Source organism: Flavobacterium amylolyticum (genome assembly GCF_048284335.1).
Lineage (GTDB): Bacteria > Bacteroidota > Bacteroidia > Flavobacteriales > Flavobacteriaceae > Flavobacterium.
On record NZ_JBLVPG010000002.1, the window covers coordinates 77832 to 98108 of the forward strand.

A 20277-nucleotide genomic window follows, 5' to 3' on the forward strand; every position below is an offset into this window, starting at 1 on the left:
TTACAACATTCGACTTTACTACTTATTTATATGTTTCCAATTCTAATCACATCAGCAAATATACCCGATGCGGTAACTGCAGCTCCTGCACCGGCTCCTTTTATAATTAATGGTTGGTCTAGATAACGATCTGTAAAGAATAGTACGATATTATCTTTTCCTTCCAGATTGTAAAAAGGATGGTCTTTCGGGATGAATCGTAGACCAACATTTGCTTTTCCGTTTTCGAATTGCGCTACATATTTTAATCGAGAATCGTTACTTGATGCTTCGTTATAAATAGTTTCAAAATGGGGCTCATGCTTCAATAAGGATTCAAAAAAAGCTTCATTTGAGGTCGTATTTAAACATTCTGCTGGTAAGAACGATTCGTTAGTTATTTCGTCAATTTCCATTTTGTAACCGCTTTCTCGTATCAGAATTAATATCTTTCTTGCTACATCAATTCCACTCAAATCAATCTTAGGGTCCGGCTCTGTAAATCCTTGTACACCAGCTTCTTTAACAACGTCATGAAAAGTAGTGTTTTTATCAAAATTATTAAAAATAAAATTTAGGCTTCCAGATAAAACAGCTTGTATTTTATTGACCTTGTCTCCTGAGGCAACAAGATTTTTTAACGTATCTATGATTGGTAACCCAGCTCCAACATTAGTTTCAAAAAGAAAAGGTGCATTGAATTGTCTGGATAATTTTTTAAGGTTTTTATAATTGTCGTACTCGGAGGCGCAAGCGATTTTGTTGCAAGTTACTACGGCAATGTTTCGTTTTAAGTACTGCTCGTACGTTTTCGATACGCTTTCATTTGCAGTGATATCGACAAAAATACTATTGCGAAGATTGAGTTCTTTTACATTAGAAATAAATTTTTCTTTATCTGCGGGTTCCCCAGTTTCTAATGCAAATTGCCAATCTTTAAGAGAAATTCCATCTTCGTCGAAATACATTTTCCTAGAGTTTGACAAAGCAATGACACGTAGGTTTATTTTTAGATTGTCTTTTAGGAATTTTTTTTGTTGGTGAATTTGTTCAATGAATTTCTCCCCCACGTTTCCAACGCCCATCACAAATAGATTCAATTGTTTGGTGTTTTCTTCGAAAAAGTTTTCATGTAATGAATTCAATGCTTTCTTTACATCTCTTTCATTGATTACTGCCGAAATATTTCTTTCGGAAGCTCCCTGAGCAATCGCACGGATGTTCACGTTATTTTTGCCCAAAGTACTAAACATTCGACCGCTTAAACCTTGATGATTTTTCATATTTTCGCCAACCAAAGCAATGATACAAAGGTTTTTTTCAACAATACAAAGTTCTATTTTATTTTGTAAAATTTCCACTTCAAAAGCTTTGTTAATTGCATCTTCGGCTACATTTGCATCTGAATTTAGAATTCCGATACAAATTGAATGTTCAGATGAGGCTTGAGTAATAAAAATCACATTAATATTTTTATGTGATAATACCTCAAAAAGCCTTTTAGATGAACCGGAAACTCCAATCATTCCTGATCCTTCAAGCGTAATCAATGTAATGTGATCAATATGGCTAATTCCTTTTATAGGATTAGATTGGACTATTTCTTGATTTGAAATATATGTTCCTACGGCTCCAGGTTCAAAAGTGTTTTTGATTAAGATTGGAATATTTTTTTTCAAAACCGGTTGAATCGTTGGCGGATATAAAACCTTGGCACCAAAATGGGATAACTCCATCGCTTCCTGATAGGAAATAAACGCAATGGGTTGCGCTTGTTTTACAATTTTTGGATTGGCTGTAAACATTCCGTTGACGTCTGTCCATATTTCCAAGTCATTTGCATGCATTGCTCCAGCAATAATGGCTGCAGTATAATCGGATCCACCGCGACCTAAAGTGGTATTAATACCGTCCAAGGAGGCAGCAATAAATCCGGGCATGACCACTACCTGATTTTCATTTGAAGCAAAAAAATCAATGATTAATTTATTAGAAATGTCAAAATTAACCACAGCTTTTCCAAAACGATTGTTGGTTTTTATCAGTTCGCGACTGTCTTTATAACTACAGTTTTTTAGATTTTGTTTTAACGCCTCGGCAATAATATAGGACGACAATAATTCGCCAAAACTTAAAATTGTATCGGAAGTTCTGGTTGATAACTCTCCTAAAAGATAACATCCATCCAATAAGGTTTCCAAATGATTGATAATTCTTTTGATATGGCTCAAAAGGCTACTTTGTTGGTTTATGGGAATAAGTTCTTTGAGAGCGTCTAAATGTTTTTTCTCTATATCGGCAAGAATATCTTTAAAGCCTTCATCTCCAGCTGCTGCTTTTTGGGATGCAATTTGGAGTAAATCAGTAACTTTACTGAAAGCAGAAACCACAACTATTAATTTTTCTTCTTGTGCTTTATGGCTAATAATAGCTAAAACTAGTTTTATGTTTTGTGCATTGGCAACCGAAGTTCCGCCAAATTTTAATACTTTCATACGAAGTTATTTGTTTTTTATGTAATAGGGAATCGCCATTTTTTATTTGTGACAGGCTGACAATTTAATTGTATGTGTTGTTTTTCTGAAAAAACAACCGTTTGTTATACACCCAAGAACTTTCTTTCTTCAGAAAAAATAGATAATTAGGATTATATGTGAAAGGTTTACCCCAATGGGGTAGTAGAAGTAGTAGTAGACTTAACAGCAGTATCAACCCAAATTTGAGTTGTTATCGAAGAGTGATATGTTGTTTTATTGTTTACCATTTTGATAATCCAAAAGTACAGTTTTTCGCAAAAAACTAGAGGTTTAATTGTGTTTTTGCGAATATTTTAAAATTATAAGTGCTATTTGCGGATAATTAAATATTGAGTGATTTATGATGTGCGTAATGGAGTTATTCGTATAATTTAGTTCTTTTTACAAAGGTTGAATATAATTCAAATATAGTTTTATTTTAGTCAATTGATTCAATTGATGCTTGTGTTGCATTCAAATTAGGCTGAACTTGTCTATATTTAAAAGGTGAAGGTTTGTATAATATTTTAAAGAAGAAAAAAGGGAGCAATTAAAATTATAGCTATTCTAGGTCCCATGTGAATATTTACATGAAATTTATTATTAGGTTTTGTTTAACTGTAAAGTTTAAATTATTATCAATAAATGTTGCGTATTTATAAAGATTTATTCATTTTTACTTTTTAAACACGATCAAAATGGATAACATACATTATATTAGTACTGAATTACTTAGCCTTGAAGCATTAGAAGAAATTGTTTCGCATCATAAATCTTTGGCACTGTCTGAAGAAGCAAAAATTAATATTGAGAAATGTCGTGATTATTTAAACAAAAAATTGGCTTCGCATTCGGATCCCATTTATGGTATAAATACAGGTTTTGGATCGCTTTGTAATGTTAAGATATCTAGCGAAAATTTATCAAAATTACAGGAAAATTTAGTAAAATCGCATTCGTGCGGAACAGGTGATGAAGTACCTGCCCAGATTGTGAAACTGATGTTATTGCTAAAAATTCAATCATTAAGTTATGGTTATTCCGGAATTCAATTACAAACGGTAGAGCGCTTGATTGCGTTTTATAATAATGATATTCTGCCCGTAGTTTATACACAAGGTTCGCTTGGGGCTTCAGGAGATCTAGCGCCTTTGGCTCATTTATCGTTACCATTGTTAGGGGAAGGAGAGGTTTATTTTGAAGGAAAGAAAGTGCATTCTAGTGACGTTTTAAAGCATTTTGATTGGGAACCAATAGTGTTACAATCTAAGGAAGGATTGGCCTTATTAAACGGAACACAGTTTATGAGTGCCTATGGAGTACATATCTTAATGAAAGTCAGCAAATTTTCTTATTTGGCTGATTTAATAGGAACAATTTCCCTTGAAGGGTTTGATGGAAGAATAGAGCCTTTTAATGAATTAATACATTTTATTAGACCTCATAAAGGTCAAATTGTAACTGCAAACCGCATTAAAGGCTTTCTGGACGGTAGCGAAATTATCGAACAGCCCAAAACGCACGTTCAAGATCCTTATTCTTTTCGATGTATGCCACAAGTGCATGGTGCTTCAAAAGATGCAATCGAATATGTAAGAAAAGTGTTTAAGACAGAAATCAATTCAGTTACCGACAATCCCAATATATTTATTGAAAGTGATCAAATCATTTCAGGAGGAAATTTTCACGGACAGCCTTTGGCTTTAGCCTTAGATTTTATGGCAATTGCTTTGGCAGAATTAGGGAGTATTTCCGAAAGAAGGACCTATCAGCTGATTTCGGGCTCCAGAAGTCTTCCGGCTTTCTTGGTAGATAATCCAGGATTGAATTCCGGGTTGATGATTCCGCAATATACAGCAGCTAGTATTGCAAGTCAAAACAAACAATTAGCAACTCCTGCGAGCATTGATAGTATTGTATCTAGTAACGGACAAGAAGATCATGTGAGCATGGGAGCAAATGCCGCAACAAAAGCTTTGCGAGTTTTAGATAATTTAGAGCGAATTTTAGCGATTGAGTTGATGAACGCCTCACAAGCAATCGAATACAGAAAACCATTATTATCCAGTGATTTTATTAAAATGTTTTTAGGAGCGTATCGCAAAGATGTTCCATTAATCAAAGAAGATCGGATTTTGCATTATGATATTGAGAAGACGGTTTTGTTTTTAAATACTTTTCAAATAGAGAGTGATTTGTTAATATTAGCTTAACATTAGCCGTTAATAATCAAGTAATTTTGCCAAACTAAATTTTAATGAAATGAACATAAATAATTTTTTCCAATTTTTGGTTCCTAAAGATAAAAAGTTTTTTCCACTTTTTGAACAAGCATCTAGCAATTTAATTGAAATAGCGACAAACCTGCACGAAGCTGTAAATCTTCCTTTGAAGGAACGTGAGGATCTTTTTCAAAAAATTGATACCCTAGAGCAAAAAGGAGAGGATATAACCCGTCAAACGAGTCTTGAATTGAGTAGAAATTTTATTACTCCATTTGATAGAGAAGATATACATTCTTTAATTACTTCTATTGATAATGTGGCGGATAATCTTCATGGTGCAGCAAGCAGAATGAGATTATATCAAGTTGATAAAATTACAAAATCAATACGTAAATTAACCGAAATCAATCTTGAAGCCTGTCAAAATATTGATGTTGCTGTGAAAGAATTAAGGGATTTGAAAAAAATAAAAAATATCACCGACGCATGTGTCAGAATCAACAAATTAGAAAATAAATCAGATAATGTTTATGATAAAGCAGTTCTGGATCTATTTGAAAATGAAACGGATGCTAAAAACATTATAAAGTACAAAGAAGTATTGTCAGTTTTAGAAACTGCTGCGGATAAATGTAAAAGTGTAGCGAGTGTTTTAGAATCAATTGCTGTTAAACATTCTTAATTCAATCGGTTTTATTCTGAAATTATAATTATGGAATTTACTTTACTTATTGTTATTATAGTCCTGGCCTTAATTTTTGATTACATTAATGGTTTTCATGATGCGGCTAATGCTATTGCAACCGTTGTTGCCACAAAAGTTTTAAGTCCTTTTCAAGCAGTGGTTTGGGCTGCTTTTTTTAACTTTTTGGCCTATTGGGTTTTTGGTTTTGGTGTAGCAGATACAGTTGCAAAAACGGCTAACACCATGGATATCAACTTGGTTGTTATTCTGGCTGGTGTAATTGCGGCTATTATTTGGAATTTATTTACTTGGTGGCAAGGAATACCTTCCAGTTCTTCTCATACACTCATAGGCGGTTTTGCTGGTGCAGCGATAGCTCACGCTGGTTTTGGTGTAGTTTCTTGGTACAAAGTAGGAAGTGATGGAGGGATGCCAACAGGTGTTTTAATTATTATTGCTTTTATTATATTGGCTCCATTGTTAGGTGCTTTAATGTCTTATTTGATTTCGATTTGGCTGCTTAATGCGTCCAAAAAGAGTATTTATCCAAAAATTTTTACAGCTTCTTTAATGATTTTGACGATTTGGTTCGTAGAAAGTCAAATGGTTTACTACAATGAAATTGTGAAACCTCGTTTTGATTCTCATTTCTGGAGCGTTGCTTTTGAAGCACACAATATTAAATGGTTTTTGGTTGCCTTTATTATTCTTTCAATAAGCTTTTTTTGTTTGATTTTTAGTAGTTTAAATTTAACTCAAGCTACTGCATGGTTAAAAAAAATGCAACTATTATCGTCTGCAGCCTTTAGTTTAGGTCATGGTGGGAACGATTCTCAAAAAGTAATGGGTATCATTGCAGCAGCAGTAGCGGTATACATTCATACCAGCGGGGTAGCGCAAGAAAGTTTACCTAGTTGGCTAGACGTTGTTCTTCCAAATGATGAGGGTGCTTTTAAAATGCCTACTTGGATCCCTTTGGCTTGCTATTCTGCTATTGCCGCAGGAACATTAAGTGGCGGTTGGAAGATCGTCAAAACAATGGGATCTAAAATTACAAAAGTGACTTCTTTTGAAGGGGTTGCCGCAGAAACCGCCGGCGCATTAACACTATATTTTACAGAACATTTTAAAGTGCCTGTAAGTACAACACATACTATTACAGGATCTATAATTGGAGTAGGACTTACTAAAAGAGTATCTGCAGTTCGATGGGGGATGACCGTAAGTTTATTATGGGCTTGGGTTTTAACAATTCCAATATCGGCAATTTTGGCAGCAATAATTTACTATATTTTTAGTATTTTTATTTAGAAGTTATTAAGAAGCATAAAAAAACCATTCTATTTAAGAATGGTTTTTTTATGATCTAAAAAATTAATTTTTTTTAAAATTGTAGAGCCTTTATATCTTTAGATTCAGTAAATACGCTTTTAGAAAAGTATAGTAGGATACAATTTCAAGATTGTTTTTCTTTACTTCCTACATTGTTTTTATTGTTATTTTTTGCTTACACTTTGTCCTGAATAGAAAACTTGCTTTCAAACAAATAAGTAAAGGTAGAAAGTTTAATTTGTGGTTGTGATGGAGTGTCTAAATTTTCATAATCACTCTTACCTTTTGATTTCATGTATTTAAAAAATGTAAAGGGGAACCATTATTTTTCCGAAACGGCAAACAATTGCCCAACTGCAAAGTTACTATTGTTCGAATGTTAATTTGTAATGATTTTATTTAGAGATTTTTTCTATTTTTAACTATAAATTTAGCGTATTACTCTTCCAAATATCCAAATTTACCGGTATTCACATCTTCAAATGCTTGTCTGATTTCGGCCTGAGTATTCATTACAAAAGGACCGTGTGCTGCAATAGATTCCTGAATTGGTTCACCACTTAAAATTAGAACTATTGTGTTTTCAATTGCTTCAATTGTAAATTCTTCTCCATCATTTTCAAATAATGCAAAATGGTCTCCAGAAATATGTTCCGTATTGTTGACTTTTATACTTCCTTCGATTACTAATAAAGCAGTATTGTAATTTTCCGGAAAATGGAAAAACGCTTTTGCGCCATTATTCAATTTGGCATTTAGTAAATGCACTGGTGTAAAAGTTGAGGCTGTACCTTTAACATTTTCGTATTGTCCTGCTATAACCTCAATTACGCCTCCATTTTCAGGAAGCTTAAATTTGTTGATTTGGTCGTTAGTAATTCCCTGGTATTTTGGTGTAGACATTTTGTCTTTTGCGGGAAGATTGATCCAAAGCTGTACCATTTGAAAATCACCCCCATTTTTACTGAACTCTTCTTCATGGTATTCTTTATGTAATATTCCCGAGGCGGCAGTCATCCATTGTACATCACCTTCGCTAATGATACCACTATTTCCGGAACTATCATGATGTGCTACTTTTCCTTTGTAGGCAATTGTAACGGTTTCAAAACCTCTGTGAGGATGAACACTAACGCCTCTGGGTTGGTCCGTTGGCGGAAAGTAAAATTTAGAATTATAATCCATCATAATAAATGGACTCATTCTTTTCATGTCTAAACCAGGGCCACTTGGGATAAAATTGTGTACTCTAAATCCGTCACCGACCATGTGTGGTGGAGGTGGAGCCAATACTAATTCAATGTTTTTTGTTTTCATTTGGATGTCTTCTATTAATATCAATACAAATTTATTATAAATTAAATTCAAGTGCCTTGATGTAGGATAAGTAATGAATTTGGAAAACTAATAAGGCTTAAAATTTCTCTTCGCCAATTCCTTGCGCACCCTACTCAATGTTTCGGGTGTAATTCCTAAATAGGAGGCAATCATCCACTGTGGGATGCGTACTGTTAGACTTGGGTAAATAGTTATAAAATCCATATAGCGTTGCTCAGCTGTTGCTCCTAGTAAAAGATTTACTCTTTTTTGAAGTTGGCGAATGTGATTGTGTAAAGCAATATTATCCTGTTCTCGAAAGGAAATGCTGATTTCAGCTGCGGCATTAATGAATTTTTTGTCGATAAATACAATTTCAGTATCTTCAATGGCATCAATAAACAATTCAGAAGGCTCATTGAAATATGAACTGCTTCTATCGGAAATAATCCAATTCTCAGGCGCAAATTGAATGATATGCTTTTTTCCGGTTTCGTCAATGGTGTACGAACGCAATAATCCTTTGGATACAAAAAACGAATGATGACAAATAGCGCTCTGATGCAGTAGGATGGACCCTTTTTCTACTTTTTTGGATTCCAATGTACCAGTAATTGAAAGAAATTGTTCGTCTGTTATATTAGTTTTGGATTGAAAATAGGTTTTGAAAGAATCGAGCATAATTATTTAACGGTTGGATTGGTACTATACTTAATCTTTTTATAGTGACTTTATCTAGTTTATTCCGTCTAAATTTTTGTGATTGTGTCTGCGCTTGTAATGGGTTTGACGAAGACTATTGTCACCGGATATAATACTGATATTTCCATCTATTTCTAACATTGCTAATTTCACATCTTTAAAATATTCAATGCCATGTTCCCGCATAGCTTCTTTTAATTCATCCGAAGAAATATTTAATTTGCTTAATACTTTAAAATCCAATGTGCCATTATGAATTAGAATCTCTGGTTTTTCTTGCATAAAAGCACCAAATTTCTTGTATTTGTACATCAATTTTTTTAAAATAAAATTGATGGTAAACAATACAGTTGCCGCAGCTATACCTCCATAAAGACTGGTATTATTGCCTACCATTGCATTTTGAACAGAATTGCTTATCAGCAATATCAGTATTACGTCAGCTGTGTTCAGTTGAGATAGTTCTTTTTTGCCAAAAATACGTAAGGCGATAACCATAAAAAAATAAACAGCAGTACTTCGAAGAATTATATCAAGATATTCGTTCACTTTTTTTCTGAATAAAGTTTAAAGTACAAATTTTTGCCACTAACAAAAAATAGGAGTGATCACTGGTCATTATTTTAGTTTAAAATTCTTCTCAATGGCTTTTATCATTTCTCCAGCAATATCTTTATTGGTGGCACCTTCAATCCCTTCTAAGCCGGGTGAAGAATTTACTTCTAATAATAATGGTCCTTTAGCAGAACGGATAATGTCAACTCCTGCGACTTTAAGATCCATTGCTTTGGTCGCTTTTATGGCAATACGCTTTTCTTCGGGAGTTACTTTTATAATAGATGCCGTTCCTCCAAGATGGATGTTGGCTCTAAATTCTCCGGGCATTGCTTCACGCTGAATGGCTGCAACTACTTTTCCATCAATTACAAAACAACGAATGTCTTTGCCATTCGCTTCTTTTATGAATTCTTGTACTAATATGTTGGCATTCAAACTTTTGAATGCATTTATAACGCTTTCCGCAGCTTTTTTTGTTTCCGCCAGTACTACTCCTTTTCCTTGGGTTCCTTCCAGTAATTTTACAATTAAAGGAGAGCCCCCAACCATTTTTATCAAGTCATCAGTGTCCAATGGAGAATTTGCAAAGCCCGTAGTAGGGATATCGATGCCGCTATGCAAAAGCAATTGTAAGGAATATAATTTGTCTCGAGATTGTGTAATTGAGGTAGATGAATTTAAACAAAATACATTTAATGCTTCAAATTGTCTGGTCAAAGCACAACCGTAAAAAGTAATACTAGGTCTTATTCTTGGTATAATGGCATCAAATTGATTTAGTATTTTACCGCCACGATAATGTATTTCTGGTGTCTTTGCATCCAGTTTCATGTAGCATTCCTTAATATTTAAAAAATGCATTTCGTGACCCCGCATTTCTCCCGCCTCCATAATACGCTTGTTGCTGTACAATTCAGGATTGCTGGCTAAAAGACCAATACGTAAACCAGAGCTCGCTTTTTCTGAATTCTTATACAGCTCTTTTAAAATATCAGAAGTGGGTTGTCCCAAGAGATATTTTTGTTCTGGATCTACAAGTACTCTTCCGCTCATGGCTTCGCGGCCTAAAAGCATTCGAAACCCCATAGAATCTCGATTGGTCAACGTCATTTCAATAGGCCACTTAGAGCTTCCTATTTGTAGGTTAGTTTGAATAACATAACGTTGTTCTCTGAAACCACTGGAACTTTTAACAATGCGTTTGTCGATTAAAGGCGCTTCACAATGAATTACCGTTTTTAAATTATTTTGTATTGGGTTAATGTCAAATTTTACCCAGTTGCTTTCATTTTTAATAAATGGAGCAATGTTTATAGCATGTAAAGCAGATGTTTTTGCACCGGAATCCACTCGGGCTTTGATAGTAGGAATTCCTAATTCTGGAAAAGAACACCATTCTTCACTACCTAAAATAACTTTGTTATCTGACATAAATTAATTTTAATTAACCTTTTTTATAAAGACCAAATGTAAATATTTGTTTTCAAAAAAAGTGTGTTTACTGTAAAGAATAAACCCGTTATGTTATAAAAACGTAACGGGTTTATTTTACTATAGTTGCTTGTAAATTTATGGATTTGTAGGTTCTCCAGCCTTATGAATTTCTACCGTTAACTCTTGTGAGCCTTCTTCAATATCCATAAAAATTTCGTCACCAATAGTGATTTTCGAAGTAATAATCTCTTCGGCAAGGGCGTCTTCTACATATTTCTGAATCGCTCTTTTTAATGGTCTTGCGCCAAATTGTCTATCAAAACCTTTCTCAGCAATAAATGCTTTTGCTTTGTCAGAAAGATTCAACTGATAGCCTAATTCAGCAACACGTGCGAATAATTTTTTCAATTCGATTTCAATAATCAAATCAATATCATGTTTTTCTAAAGCATTAAACACAATGACATCATCAATTCGGTTAAGGAATTCAGGAGCAAAAGTTTTTTTCAATGCGTTTTCAATAATGCTTTTTGAATTGTCATCTGCTTGAGCCACTTTGGCAGCAGTTCCAAAACCTACTCCTTGTCCAAAATCTTTTAATTGTCTGGCTCCAACATTAGAAGTCATGATAATTATTGTGTTTTTGAAATCAATTTTTCGGCCTAAACTGTCTGTCAAATAACCATCATCTAAAACTTGCAGTAACATATTGAAAACATCAGGATGCGCTTTTTCAATTTCATCTAGTAGGACTACACAATAGGGTTTTCTTCTCACTTTCTCTGTTAATTGGCCACCTTCTTCATATCCTACATAACCTGGAGGTGCTCCAACTAATCGAGAGATTGCAAATTTCTCCATGTATTCACTCATGTCAATGCGAATTAATGCATCTTCAGAATCGAATAATTCTTTAGCCAATACTTTAGCTAATTGGGTTTTACCAACTCCGGTTTGTCCTAAGAAAATAAAAGAACCAATTGGACGGTTCGGATCTTTCAACCCAGCACGATTTCTTTGTATCGAACGCGCTATTTTCATTACGGCTTCTCTTTGTCCAATTACTTTTCCTTCAATCAGTTCTGGTAATTTAGCGAGCTTATTACTTTCGGTTTGAGCAATACGATTTACAGGTATTCCACTCATCATAGAAACTACATCAGCAACATTGTCTTCCGTAACTTCAATTCGGTTATTTTTTGCATCCTCTTCCCATTGTTCTTGGGCAATTGCTAAATCTTTTTCAATGCGTTTTTCGTCATCACGAAGTTTAGCGGCCTCTTCGTATTTTTGTTTTTTTACCACAACATTTTTCAGTTCTCGAACATCTTCTAATTGACGTTCTAAATCTAGAATTTGTTTTGGAACTTCAATATTGGTGATGTGAACTCTAGAACCTGCTTCGTCTAAAGCATCAATAGCTTTATCCGGTAAAAAACGTTCCGACATATATCTATCTGTTAATTTCACACACGCTTCGATTGCTTCTTGTGTGTAGGTAACATTGTGATGGTCTTCGTATTTGTTTTTGATATTATTCAGAATAGTAATTGTTTCAGAAACAGATGTAGGTTCCACAATTATCTTTTGAAAACGTCTCTCTAATGCTCCATCTTTTTCTATGTATTGTCTGTACTCGTCTAATGTGGTTGCACCAATACATTGAATCTCTCCTCGGGCCAATGCAGGTTTGAACATATTAGAAGCGTCTAGTGATCCTGTAGCACCACCAGCACCTACTATAGTATGAATTTCATCTATAAAAAGAATGATATCATCATTTTTTTCTAGTTCGTTCATAACTGCTTTCATGCGCTCTTCAAATTGTCCGCGGTATTTTGTTCCAGCAACAAGACTGGCTAAATCTAAAGTTACTACACGTTTATTGAATAAAGTGCGTGATACTTTTTTCTGAATAATTCGCAAAGCTAAGCCTTCAGCAATTGCTGATTTTCCCACTCCAGGTTCCCCTATAAGTAATGGGTTATTCTTTTTACGACGACTCAAAATTTGAGAAACGCGTTCAATTTCTTTTTCACGTCCCACAACGGGGTCTAGTTTTCCTTCTTCAGCCATTTCTGTTAAATCCCTTCCAAAATTATCTAAAACAGGTGTTTTAGATTTTTTGTTGGATTTATTAGCAGGATTATTAAAAGTCCCTTCTTTTAGACTGTCATCTTGTCCTGAATCGTCATTGTACGATTCATTTCGTGGCAAATTCTCTATAAAATCTTCTTCGTTTGGAGTCATGTTTAGGTATTGTTCTTTAGCTACATCATAATCAATTTTCAATTTATTCAATAGCTTGGTTGTAGGATCGTTTTCGTTTCGTAAAATGCACAACAATAAGTGTGCAGTACTAATGGATGTACTTTGAAATACTTTAGCTTCAAGAAAAGTTGTTTTTAAGGCTCGTTCCGCTTGTCGGGTCAAGTGTAAGTTTTTCTTTTCAACATTTACTTCCAGGCTTGGGCTTGCCGGACTTAAAATTTCCACTTTTCTGCGTAAGTGGTCTAGGTCAACAGCGAGGTTGTTCAATATTTGAATAGCCTTTCCGTTACCGTCTCTTAAAATGCCCAGCATTAAGTGTTCTGTTCCTATAAAGTCATGACCTAACCGCAAAGCTTCTTCTTTGCTGTAAGTGATAACGTCTTTTACTCTTGGTGAAAAATTATCATCCATAATATATATTTGATATCGTAAATTTAGTGAATTAGTAATTTAAAAACAAAAACCATTCCTATAAGTAGTAGTGTCAGCTAATAGACAAAAATAATAGTAATAATGAAGTTAAATTTTACTTAAATTATTAACTAAAAGAGCGGAAAAATTTGTTAATAAATCGTTGAAATAACTAGAGTCAAATAGATAAAAAAAAATCAAAAAATCGTATATTGGCACGTTTTGAAACTAATATAATTATTTAATATAACAACTTATGTCTGAAGGAGAAAAGTTAATTCCCATTAACATAGAAGATGAAATGAAAACAGCTTACATCGATTATTCGATGTCGGTAATTGTATCAAGAGCACTTCCAGATGTTAGAGATGGCTTGAAACCAGTACATCGAAGAGTACTATTTGGTATGCATGATTTGGGTGTTAACTCAAGATCAGCCCACAAAAAATCAGCAAGAATTGTCGGAGAAGTTCTTGGTAAATACCATCCTCATGGTGATACTTCCGTTTATGATGCCATGGTTCGTATGGCTCAAGAATGGAGCATGCGTTATTTATTGATTGATGGTCAGGGTAATTTTGGATCGGTAGATGGAGATAGTCCTGCAGCGATGCGTTACACAGAGGCTAGAATGCGCAAGATTTCGGAAGAAATTTTGGCAGATATCGATAAAGAGACAGTTGATTTTAAATTAAATTTTGATGATACGCTTGAAGAGCCAACAGTCATGCCGACTCGTGTTCCTACCTTATTAATAAATGGGGCAACAGGAATTGCAGTAGGTATGGCAACCAATATGCCTCCTCACAACTTAACTGAGGTGATTAACGGTACATTGGCTTTCATGGATAATAATGACATAGAGATTGATGAGTTAATGAACCATATCAAAGCCCCAGATTTTCCTACTGGAGGTATAATATATGGATATGAAGGGGTTCGCGAAGCATTCAAAACTGGTAGAGGGCGTATTGTAATGCGTGCTAAAGTTGGTTTTGAAGAAGTGGATGGTCGCGAGTGTATCATCGTTACTGAAATTCCGTATCAAGTCAATAAGGCAGACATGATTAAACGTACTGCTGATTTGGTAAATGATAAAAAAATAGAGGGTATTGCTAATATCCGAGATGAATCGGATAGAAACGGGATGCGTATCGTTTATATATTGAAACGTGATGCTACGCCAAATGTAGTTTTAAATACACTCTATAAATTTACGCAATTACAATCTTCATTTAGTGTAAACAATATTGCCATTGTAAATGGGCGTCCGCAAATGTTGAATCTAAAAGATCTGATTCACTATTTTATTGAACACCGTCATGATGTAGTGACTCGCAGAACGCAATTTGAATTAAAAAAAGCGGAAGCAAGAGCACATATTTTGGAAGGTTTAATTATTGCCTCGGACAATATTGACGAAGTAATTGCTTTAATTAAAGCCTCAAAAAGTACCGAAGAAGCCAGAGAAAGATTAATTGAAAGATTCAAATTATCGGATATTCAATCTCGTGCCATTGTAGAAATGCGTTTGAGACAATTGACAGGTCTGGAACAAGACAAGTTAAGAACTGAATACGATGAAATCATGAAGTTAATCGAGCATTTGAAAGCTTTACTAGCAGATGTAAACCTGAGAATTGCTTTGATTAAAGAAGAACTGACTGAAATTCGAGATAAATATGGAGATGAGCGTCGTTCTGTAATTGAATATTCAGGAGGAGATGTAAGTATTGAAGATTTAATTGCCGATGAGAATGTGGTGATTACCATTTCTCATGCGGGTTATATAAAACGTACTAATCTTACCGAATACAAAACTCAGAATAGAGGTGGAGTTGGACAAAAAAGTGCTGGTACAAGAGACCAGGATTTCTTAGAACACATGTTTGTGGCAACGAATCACCAATACATGATGTTCTTTACCCAAAAAGGAAAATGTTTCTGGATGCGTGTTTATGAAATACCAGAAGGAAGTAAAACAGCTAAAGGTAGAGCAATTCAGAATCTTGTTAATATTGAAAGTGACGATAAAGTAAAAGCATTTATTTGTACTCAGGATTTAAAAGACAAAGAGTACATCAACAGCCATAACCTTATTATGGTGACTAAAAAAGGTCAGGTCAAGAAAACGTCTTTAGAGAAATATTCTAAACCCAGAGTAAATGGTGTAGCGGCAATAACGATCAAAGAAGGAGATGAATTACTGGAAGCAAAATTAACTAACGGAGAAAGCCAAATTATTTTAGCCGTAAAATCTGGTAAATTAGTTCGTTTTGAAGAAACAAAAACGCGTCCTATGGGAAGAACAGCCTCTGGAGTTCGTGGGATTACCCTTAAGGATGATACGGATGAAGTTATTGGCATGGTTACTGTAAATGATATGAGCAGCGAAATTTTAGTTGTTGCCGAAAACGGTTACGGAAAACGTTCAAGCCTTGATGAATATAGAATTACAAATCGTGGTGGTAAAGGAGTAAAAACCTTAAATATTACGGAAAAAACGGGTAAGTTGATTTCTATAAATTCAGTTACAGATGCAGATGATTTGATGATTATCAATAAATCTGGATTGACTATCAGAATGGCAGTCGAAGATTTGAGAGTTATGGGTCGTGCAACACAAGGAGTTAAACTGATCAATATCAAAGGGAATGATTCTATTGCTGCAGTTACAAAAGTAATGAAAGACGATGTGGCAGAAGTGGTGGTTGATGAAGAAGGAAATATTGTTGAATCTGAAGCTATCGAAAGAGTGAAGCCTGTTCTAGAAATTCTAGAAGATGAAGGAATTGAAGATGATGACGATGACGACGATTCTGAAGAAGCAGAAGACCTTGATGAGGAGACTGAAGAAGATGATTCAGATGAAGAAGCTTAAAATTAGAAATATAAAAAGAAGAATAATTATTAAACTAAAATAGAATATATGAAAAGTAAATATGTATTACTAGCATCAGCGTTATTGATATCAGTTGCTACTTTTGCTCAAAAAGATCAAATTAAAGCAGCGGAGAAAGCATTGAAAGGTGGAAAGTCACAAGAAGCTGTTACCATTTTAATGGGTGCAGAATCTTTGATAGTAAATGCAACTGAGGCTGAAAAAGCGCAATTTTTCTTTGTAAAAGGCAATGCTTTACTAGATTTAGCTAACAAGAATATTGATGCTAATTCAAATCTTTCACTGGCAGCAAAAGCGTATCAAGATTTAATTGCTATAGAAAAAACTTCTGGGAAAGTAAAATTCTCAACTCAGGCAGCAACTTCAATTACCGACATAAAATTTAAATTAATTAATGCTGCCATTGCTGATTCAAAAGTAGATAAGCAAGCTGATAGTGCTAAAAAATTATATGATGCGTATTTGTTAGATAAAAAAGATACTATAAATTTATATTACGCTGCTTCTACTTATGTAAATGCAAAAGAATATGATACGGCTCTCAAATTGTATGATGATTTGAAAATACTAAACTATTCTGGTATTGGTACGAGTTATTTTGCAGTTAATAAATTAACGAACGAAGAAGATCTTTTTACAACAGCTCAAGAAAGAGACAGAATGGTGAAATTAGGTACTCATGAAAAACCTAGAACAGAAGTAATTCCATCAAAAAGAGGAGAAATCTACAAGAATATAGCTTTGATTTTAGTTGAAAAAGGTAAAACTGAAGAAGCTAAAAAAGCAATTTCAGAAGCTAGAAGAGCAAATCCTGAAGATACTTCCTTGACTTTAACTGAAGCTAATCTTTATTTGGAGACAAAAGATTTTGACATGTATAAAAAATTAATTGCTGAAGTATTGGAAAAAAATCCCAATGATGCTGATTTAATTTTTAACTTGGGTGTCTTAAGTGCAAATGCTAAAAATGTAGCAGATGCTGAAAAATATTATAAAAAAGTTATAGAAATTAATCCAAAATATATTAATGGATATATTAATTTAGCAGCCTTAAAATTAGAAAATGAAAAGGCCATTATTGACGAAATGAATAAGTTGGGTACTTCTGCTAAAGATATGAAGCGTTATGATGAACTGAAAAAGAAAAGAGAGGATTTATTCAGAAGTGCAATTCCTTTTCTTCAAAAAGCGGTTGAGTTAGATCCTAAGAACACGGATGTTTCAAAAACTCTTTTAGGCGTTTATAGTGCTTTAGAAATGACAGCAGAGTATAAAGCGTTGAAAGCAAAGTTGTAATAATTTTAGTTTTTATAAAAAAACCTATCAAGAGTATACTCTTGATAGGTTTTTTTTATATAATTTTTTTAATAACTCTTAACTTGTGTGTGTGCTTATTAGTCTCGGCGTTGAATATTCCTAAATGGTCCAGTCGGTCAATACGTACTTTTCCACTAGCATGAATGATGTAATTATCATCCATTATTATTCCTACGTGGATAATTTTACCTTCGTCGTTGTCAAAAAAGGCCAAGTCTCCTGGTTCGCTTTCTTCAATAAAACTTAGGGCTTCTCCCAGTTTTGATTGCTGTGATGCATCGCGGAGTAATTGGTATCCATTTAATTTATACACCATTTGAGTAAAACCAGAACAATCAATACCAAAAGGTGTTTTTCCTCCCCAAAGATAAGGGGCGTTCAAATACATAAAAGCGGTATTAATTAAATTTGACTTATTCTTTATACCACTGATTTTAGTTCCTTCAAAATCAAAATTTGAAGTGTTTATATCAGTATGATGGATAAATGATATCGAAGACCCAAGAGGAATGGGTATTAACAGATTGTTTGGCCCTGTTATATATTCTAATAAATCAGCATTAAGAATGATGGCTTCGGTAGATAAATAATTAAAACTAGATTCAGAAATCAGTTGTAATTGTTTGGTATCAATCCAGCCTTCATAATCGTCATATTGCATACGGATCCTAGACCATTGTTTTAATTGTTCTAAAATTTCAAAATGTTCACCAAATAAAACTTGAGAAACAATTTCGCTTCGATCACTGGGTTCAAAGCGGAGTGGGATTATGGCTAGATTACAAATTCCGAACATTCAGGTTCATTTTTTGAGTTAAGAACTATGAGTCATACGTTTTTAAACCTATAACTCATAGCTTATAATTATTTAGGCTCTTTCAATAACAATTGCTGAAGCACCTCCACCACCGTTACAAATTGCAGCGGCACCAATTTTTCCGTTGTTTTGTTCTAAAACATTTAATAAAGTAACAATTATTCTTGCACCGGAACAACCTAAAGGATGTCCTAAAGAAACAGCGCCACCATTTACATTTACATTAGTATCCTTTAGCCCAAGAATTTTTGAATTTGCTAGACCTACTACTGCAAATGCCTCGTTGAATTCAAAATAATCAACATCATTTATTGCTATTCCTGCTTTTTCTAATGCTTTAGGAACTGCTTTAGATGGAGTAGTTGTGAACCATTTTGGTTCTTGAGCTGCATCAGCATATCCTTTAATATAAGCAAGAGGCTTAAGGCCTAAAGCAAGTACTTTTTCTTCACTCATTAGTATTAGAGCTGCGGCACCGTCATTTATTGTTGATGCATTGGCTGCGGTTACCGTTCCGTCTTTTGTAAAAACAGGATTTAATGTAGGGATCTTATCTAGTTTTACGTTTGTAAATTCTTCGTCTTTAGAAACGATGATTGGATCTCCTTTTCTTTGGGGAACTGCTACCGGAACTATTTCGTTATCAAATTTACCGGCCGTCCATGCTTTTGCACTTCTCTCATAAGACTGAATTGCGAAGTTATCTTGGTCTTCACGTGTAAATTCATATTCTGAAGCACATAAATCAGCACACACTCCCATAGCGCTGTTATCGTAAGCATCTGTAAGTCCATCTTTCTGCATTCCGTCAATCATGGTTGCAGGACCAAATTTAGTTCCATTTCTCAAATGCATGTAATGTGGAATTAAACTCATGTTTTCCATTCCTCCAGCTACTACGATTTCAGCATCACCACATTGAATGGCTTGTGCGCCTAACATCACCGCTTTCATTCCAGAGGCACATACTTTATTTATAGTGGTACAAGCAACAGTGTTTGGTAAACCGGCATAAATAGCAGCTTGTCGGGCAGGAGCTTGTCCTACACCAGCCTGCACTACATTGCCCATAAATACTTCATCAATTAAATTTGGGTCTAATTTTATTTTGTCTAAAGCACCTTTAATGGCTATTGCGCCTAATCTTGGAGCAGTAACTGTAGATAATCCCCCCATAAAACTTCCGATAGGTGTTCTAACGGCAGAAACGATAACAACTCTTTTGTTCATGACTTTCATAATGTTAGTTTATCTAGCAAATTTAATCTTTTTTAAACAATTTCATATTTTGATATTGAGATTATCTTTTTTAAATTTATTTTGATTCTATATGTTTGATTGTGAAGTGTTTTTATAAAAATGATAAAAAATATTAAAAAAAAGCCTTTAAATAGTTGTGAGAAACGTAAAGATGTCTTAAATTTGCAACCGCAAAACAGGACACGTTTCTTGAGCTTGGAGGGGTGCCAGAGTGGTAATGGAGCAGTTTGCTAAACTGTCACCGAGCAATCGGTGCCAGGGTTCGAGTCCCTGTCCCTCCGCTTTATAATTTTGTTTTTTCGGGGTGTAGCGTAGCTCGGTTATCGCGCCTGCTTTGGGAGCAGGAGGCCGCAGGTTCGAATCCTGCCACCCCGACTAGATTTTTTACACGAGCAATGGAGGCATAGCTCAGCTGGATAGAGCACCTGCCTTCTAAGCAGGCGGTCGAAGGTTCGAATCCTTCTGCCTTCACAACAAAACCCACTGAATTCAGTGGGTTTTTTGCGTTTAATGATTTTTGTATTTCTTATTTTCCTACATTCACAACAAAA

At 34.4% G+C, this 20277-nt stretch carries 13 protein-coding genes and 3 tRNA genes; 8 read left to right on the top strand and 8 right to left on the bottom strand.

Annotated features, from left to right (window positions below):
* Positions 1-26: 26 nt before the first annotated feature.
* Positions 27-2474: a bifunctional aspartate kinase/homoserine dehydrogenase I gene (gene thrA, locus ACNQF9_RS06590; protein WP_417960298.1), complete on the bottom strand. Its 2448-nt coding sequence runs from the start codon at positions 2472-2474 to the stop codon at positions 27-29.
* A gap of 719 nt (positions 2475-3193) precedes the next feature.
* On the opposite strand from thrA, the gene hutH reads away from it, so the two are divergent.
* The 3 genes from hutH to ACNQF9_RS06605 are packed head-to-tail and all read left to right on the top strand — an operon-like array spanning position 3194 to position 6716.
* Positions 3194-4708 (top strand): histidine ammonia-lyase, encoded by a 1515-nt coding sequence (gene hutH, locus ACNQF9_RS06595; protein WP_417989890.1) that lies wholly within the window; start codon positions 3194-3196, stop codon positions 4706-4708.
* Positions 4709-4757: 49 nt separating this feature from the next.
* Positions 4758-5402 (top strand): DUF47 domain-containing protein, encoded by a 645-nt coding sequence (locus ACNQF9_RS06600; RefSeq protein ID WP_417960296.1) that lies wholly within the window; start codon positions 4758-4760, stop codon positions 5400-5402.
* A gap of 30 nt (positions 5403-5432) precedes the next feature.
* A complete protein-coding gene (locus ACNQF9_RS06605) occupies positions 5433-6716 on the top strand; it encodes an inorganic phosphate transporter (RefSeq protein WP_417960295.1) in 1284 nt (427 codons plus the stop codon).
* A gap of 459 nt (positions 6717-7175) precedes the next feature.
* On the opposite strand, the gene ACNQF9_RS06610 is transcribed toward ACNQF9_RS06605, so the two are convergent.
* The 5 genes from ACNQF9_RS06610 to ACNQF9_RS06630 all read right to left on the bottom strand — a co-directional run bounded on the left by ACNQF9_RS06610 (position 7176) and on the right by ACNQF9_RS06630 (position 13430).
* Complete coding sequence (locus ACNQF9_RS06610; protein WP_417989891.1) at positions 7176-8054, bottom strand: pirin family protein; 879 nt, start codon at positions 8052-8054, stop codon at positions 7176-7178.
* A gap of 87 nt (positions 8055-8141) precedes the next feature.
* Entirely contained in the window at positions 8142-8738 is a 597-nt protein-coding gene (locus tag ACNQF9_RS06615; RefSeq protein ID WP_417990212.1) for a Crp/Fnr family transcriptional regulator, read from the bottom strand.
* Between the two features lie 51 nt (positions 8739-8789).
* The gene (locus tag ACNQF9_RS06620; protein ID WP_417960431.1) at positions 8790-9254 is read right to left on the bottom strand and encodes a DUF421 domain-containing protein; all 465 of its coding nucleotides are present in this window, start codon (positions 9252-9254) and stop codon (positions 8790-8792) included.
* Between the two features lie 120 nt (positions 9255-9374).
* On the bottom strand, positions 9375-10745 hold the full coding sequence (rimK, locus tag ACNQF9_RS06625; RefSeq protein ID WP_417960293.1) for a 30S ribosomal protein S6--L-glutamate ligase: 1371 nt from the start codon (positions 10743-10745) through the stop codon (positions 9375-9377).
* Positions 10746-10883: 138 nt separating this feature from the next.
* On the bottom strand, positions 10884-13430 hold the full coding sequence (locus tag ACNQF9_RS06630) for an ATP-dependent Clp protease ATP-binding subunit (RefSeq protein WP_417989892.1): 2547 nt from the start codon (positions 13428-13430) through the stop codon (positions 10884-10886).
* 256 nt (positions 13431-13686) lie between these two features.
* Between ACNQF9_RS06630 and gyrA the strand changes: the two genes are divergently transcribed.
* Together gyrA and ACNQF9_RS06640 are read left to right on the top strand one after the other, a co-directional pair.
* Positions 13687-16311 carry a DNA gyrase subunit A gene (gene gyrA, locus ACNQF9_RS06635; protein ID WP_417989893.1) on the top strand — a complete coding sequence of 875 codons (2625 nt, stop codon included), beginning with the start codon at positions 13687-13689 and terminating at the stop codon, positions 16309-16311.
* Between the two features lie 48 nt (positions 16312-16359).
* Positions 16360-17628 carry a tetratricopeptide repeat protein gene (locus ACNQF9_RS06640; RefSeq protein ID WP_417989894.1) on the top strand — a complete coding sequence of 423 codons (1269 nt, stop codon included), beginning with the start codon at positions 16360-16362 and terminating at the stop codon, positions 17626-17628.
* A gap of 55 nt (positions 17629-17683) precedes the next feature.
* On the opposite strand, the gene ACNQF9_RS06645 is transcribed toward ACNQF9_RS06640, so the two are convergent.
* Both ACNQF9_RS06645 and ACNQF9_RS06650 read right to left on the bottom strand, forming a co-directional pair.
* The gene (locus ACNQF9_RS06645; protein WP_417960289.1) at positions 17684-18445 is read right to left on the bottom strand and encodes a C40 family peptidase; all 762 of its coding nucleotides are present in this window, start codon (positions 18443-18445) and stop codon (positions 17684-17686) included.
* A 72-nt stretch (positions 18446-18517) separates the two neighbouring features.
* Positions 18518-19696 carry an acetyl-CoA C-acyltransferase gene (locus tag ACNQF9_RS06650; protein WP_417989895.1) on the bottom strand — a complete coding sequence of 393 codons (1179 nt, stop codon included), beginning with the start codon at positions 19694-19696 and terminating at the stop codon, positions 18518-18520.
* A 227-nt stretch (positions 19697-19923) separates the two neighbouring features.
* Here ACNQF9_RS06650 and ACNQF9_RS06655 point away from each other — a divergent pair.
* The 3 genes from ACNQF9_RS06655 (at position 19924) to ACNQF9_RS06665 (ending at position 20197) form a co-directional block, all read left to right on the top strand.
* Positions 19924-20007 (top strand) — tRNA-Ser (locus ACNQF9_RS06655).
* A 19-nt stretch (positions 20008-20026) separates the two neighbouring features.
* Positions 20027-20101, top strand: a tRNA-Pro gene (locus ACNQF9_RS06660).
* A 22-nt stretch (positions 20102-20123) separates the two neighbouring features.
* Positions 20124-20197, top strand: a tRNA-Arg gene (locus ACNQF9_RS06665).
* The last annotated feature ends 80 nt before the right edge of the window (positions 20198-20277 follow it).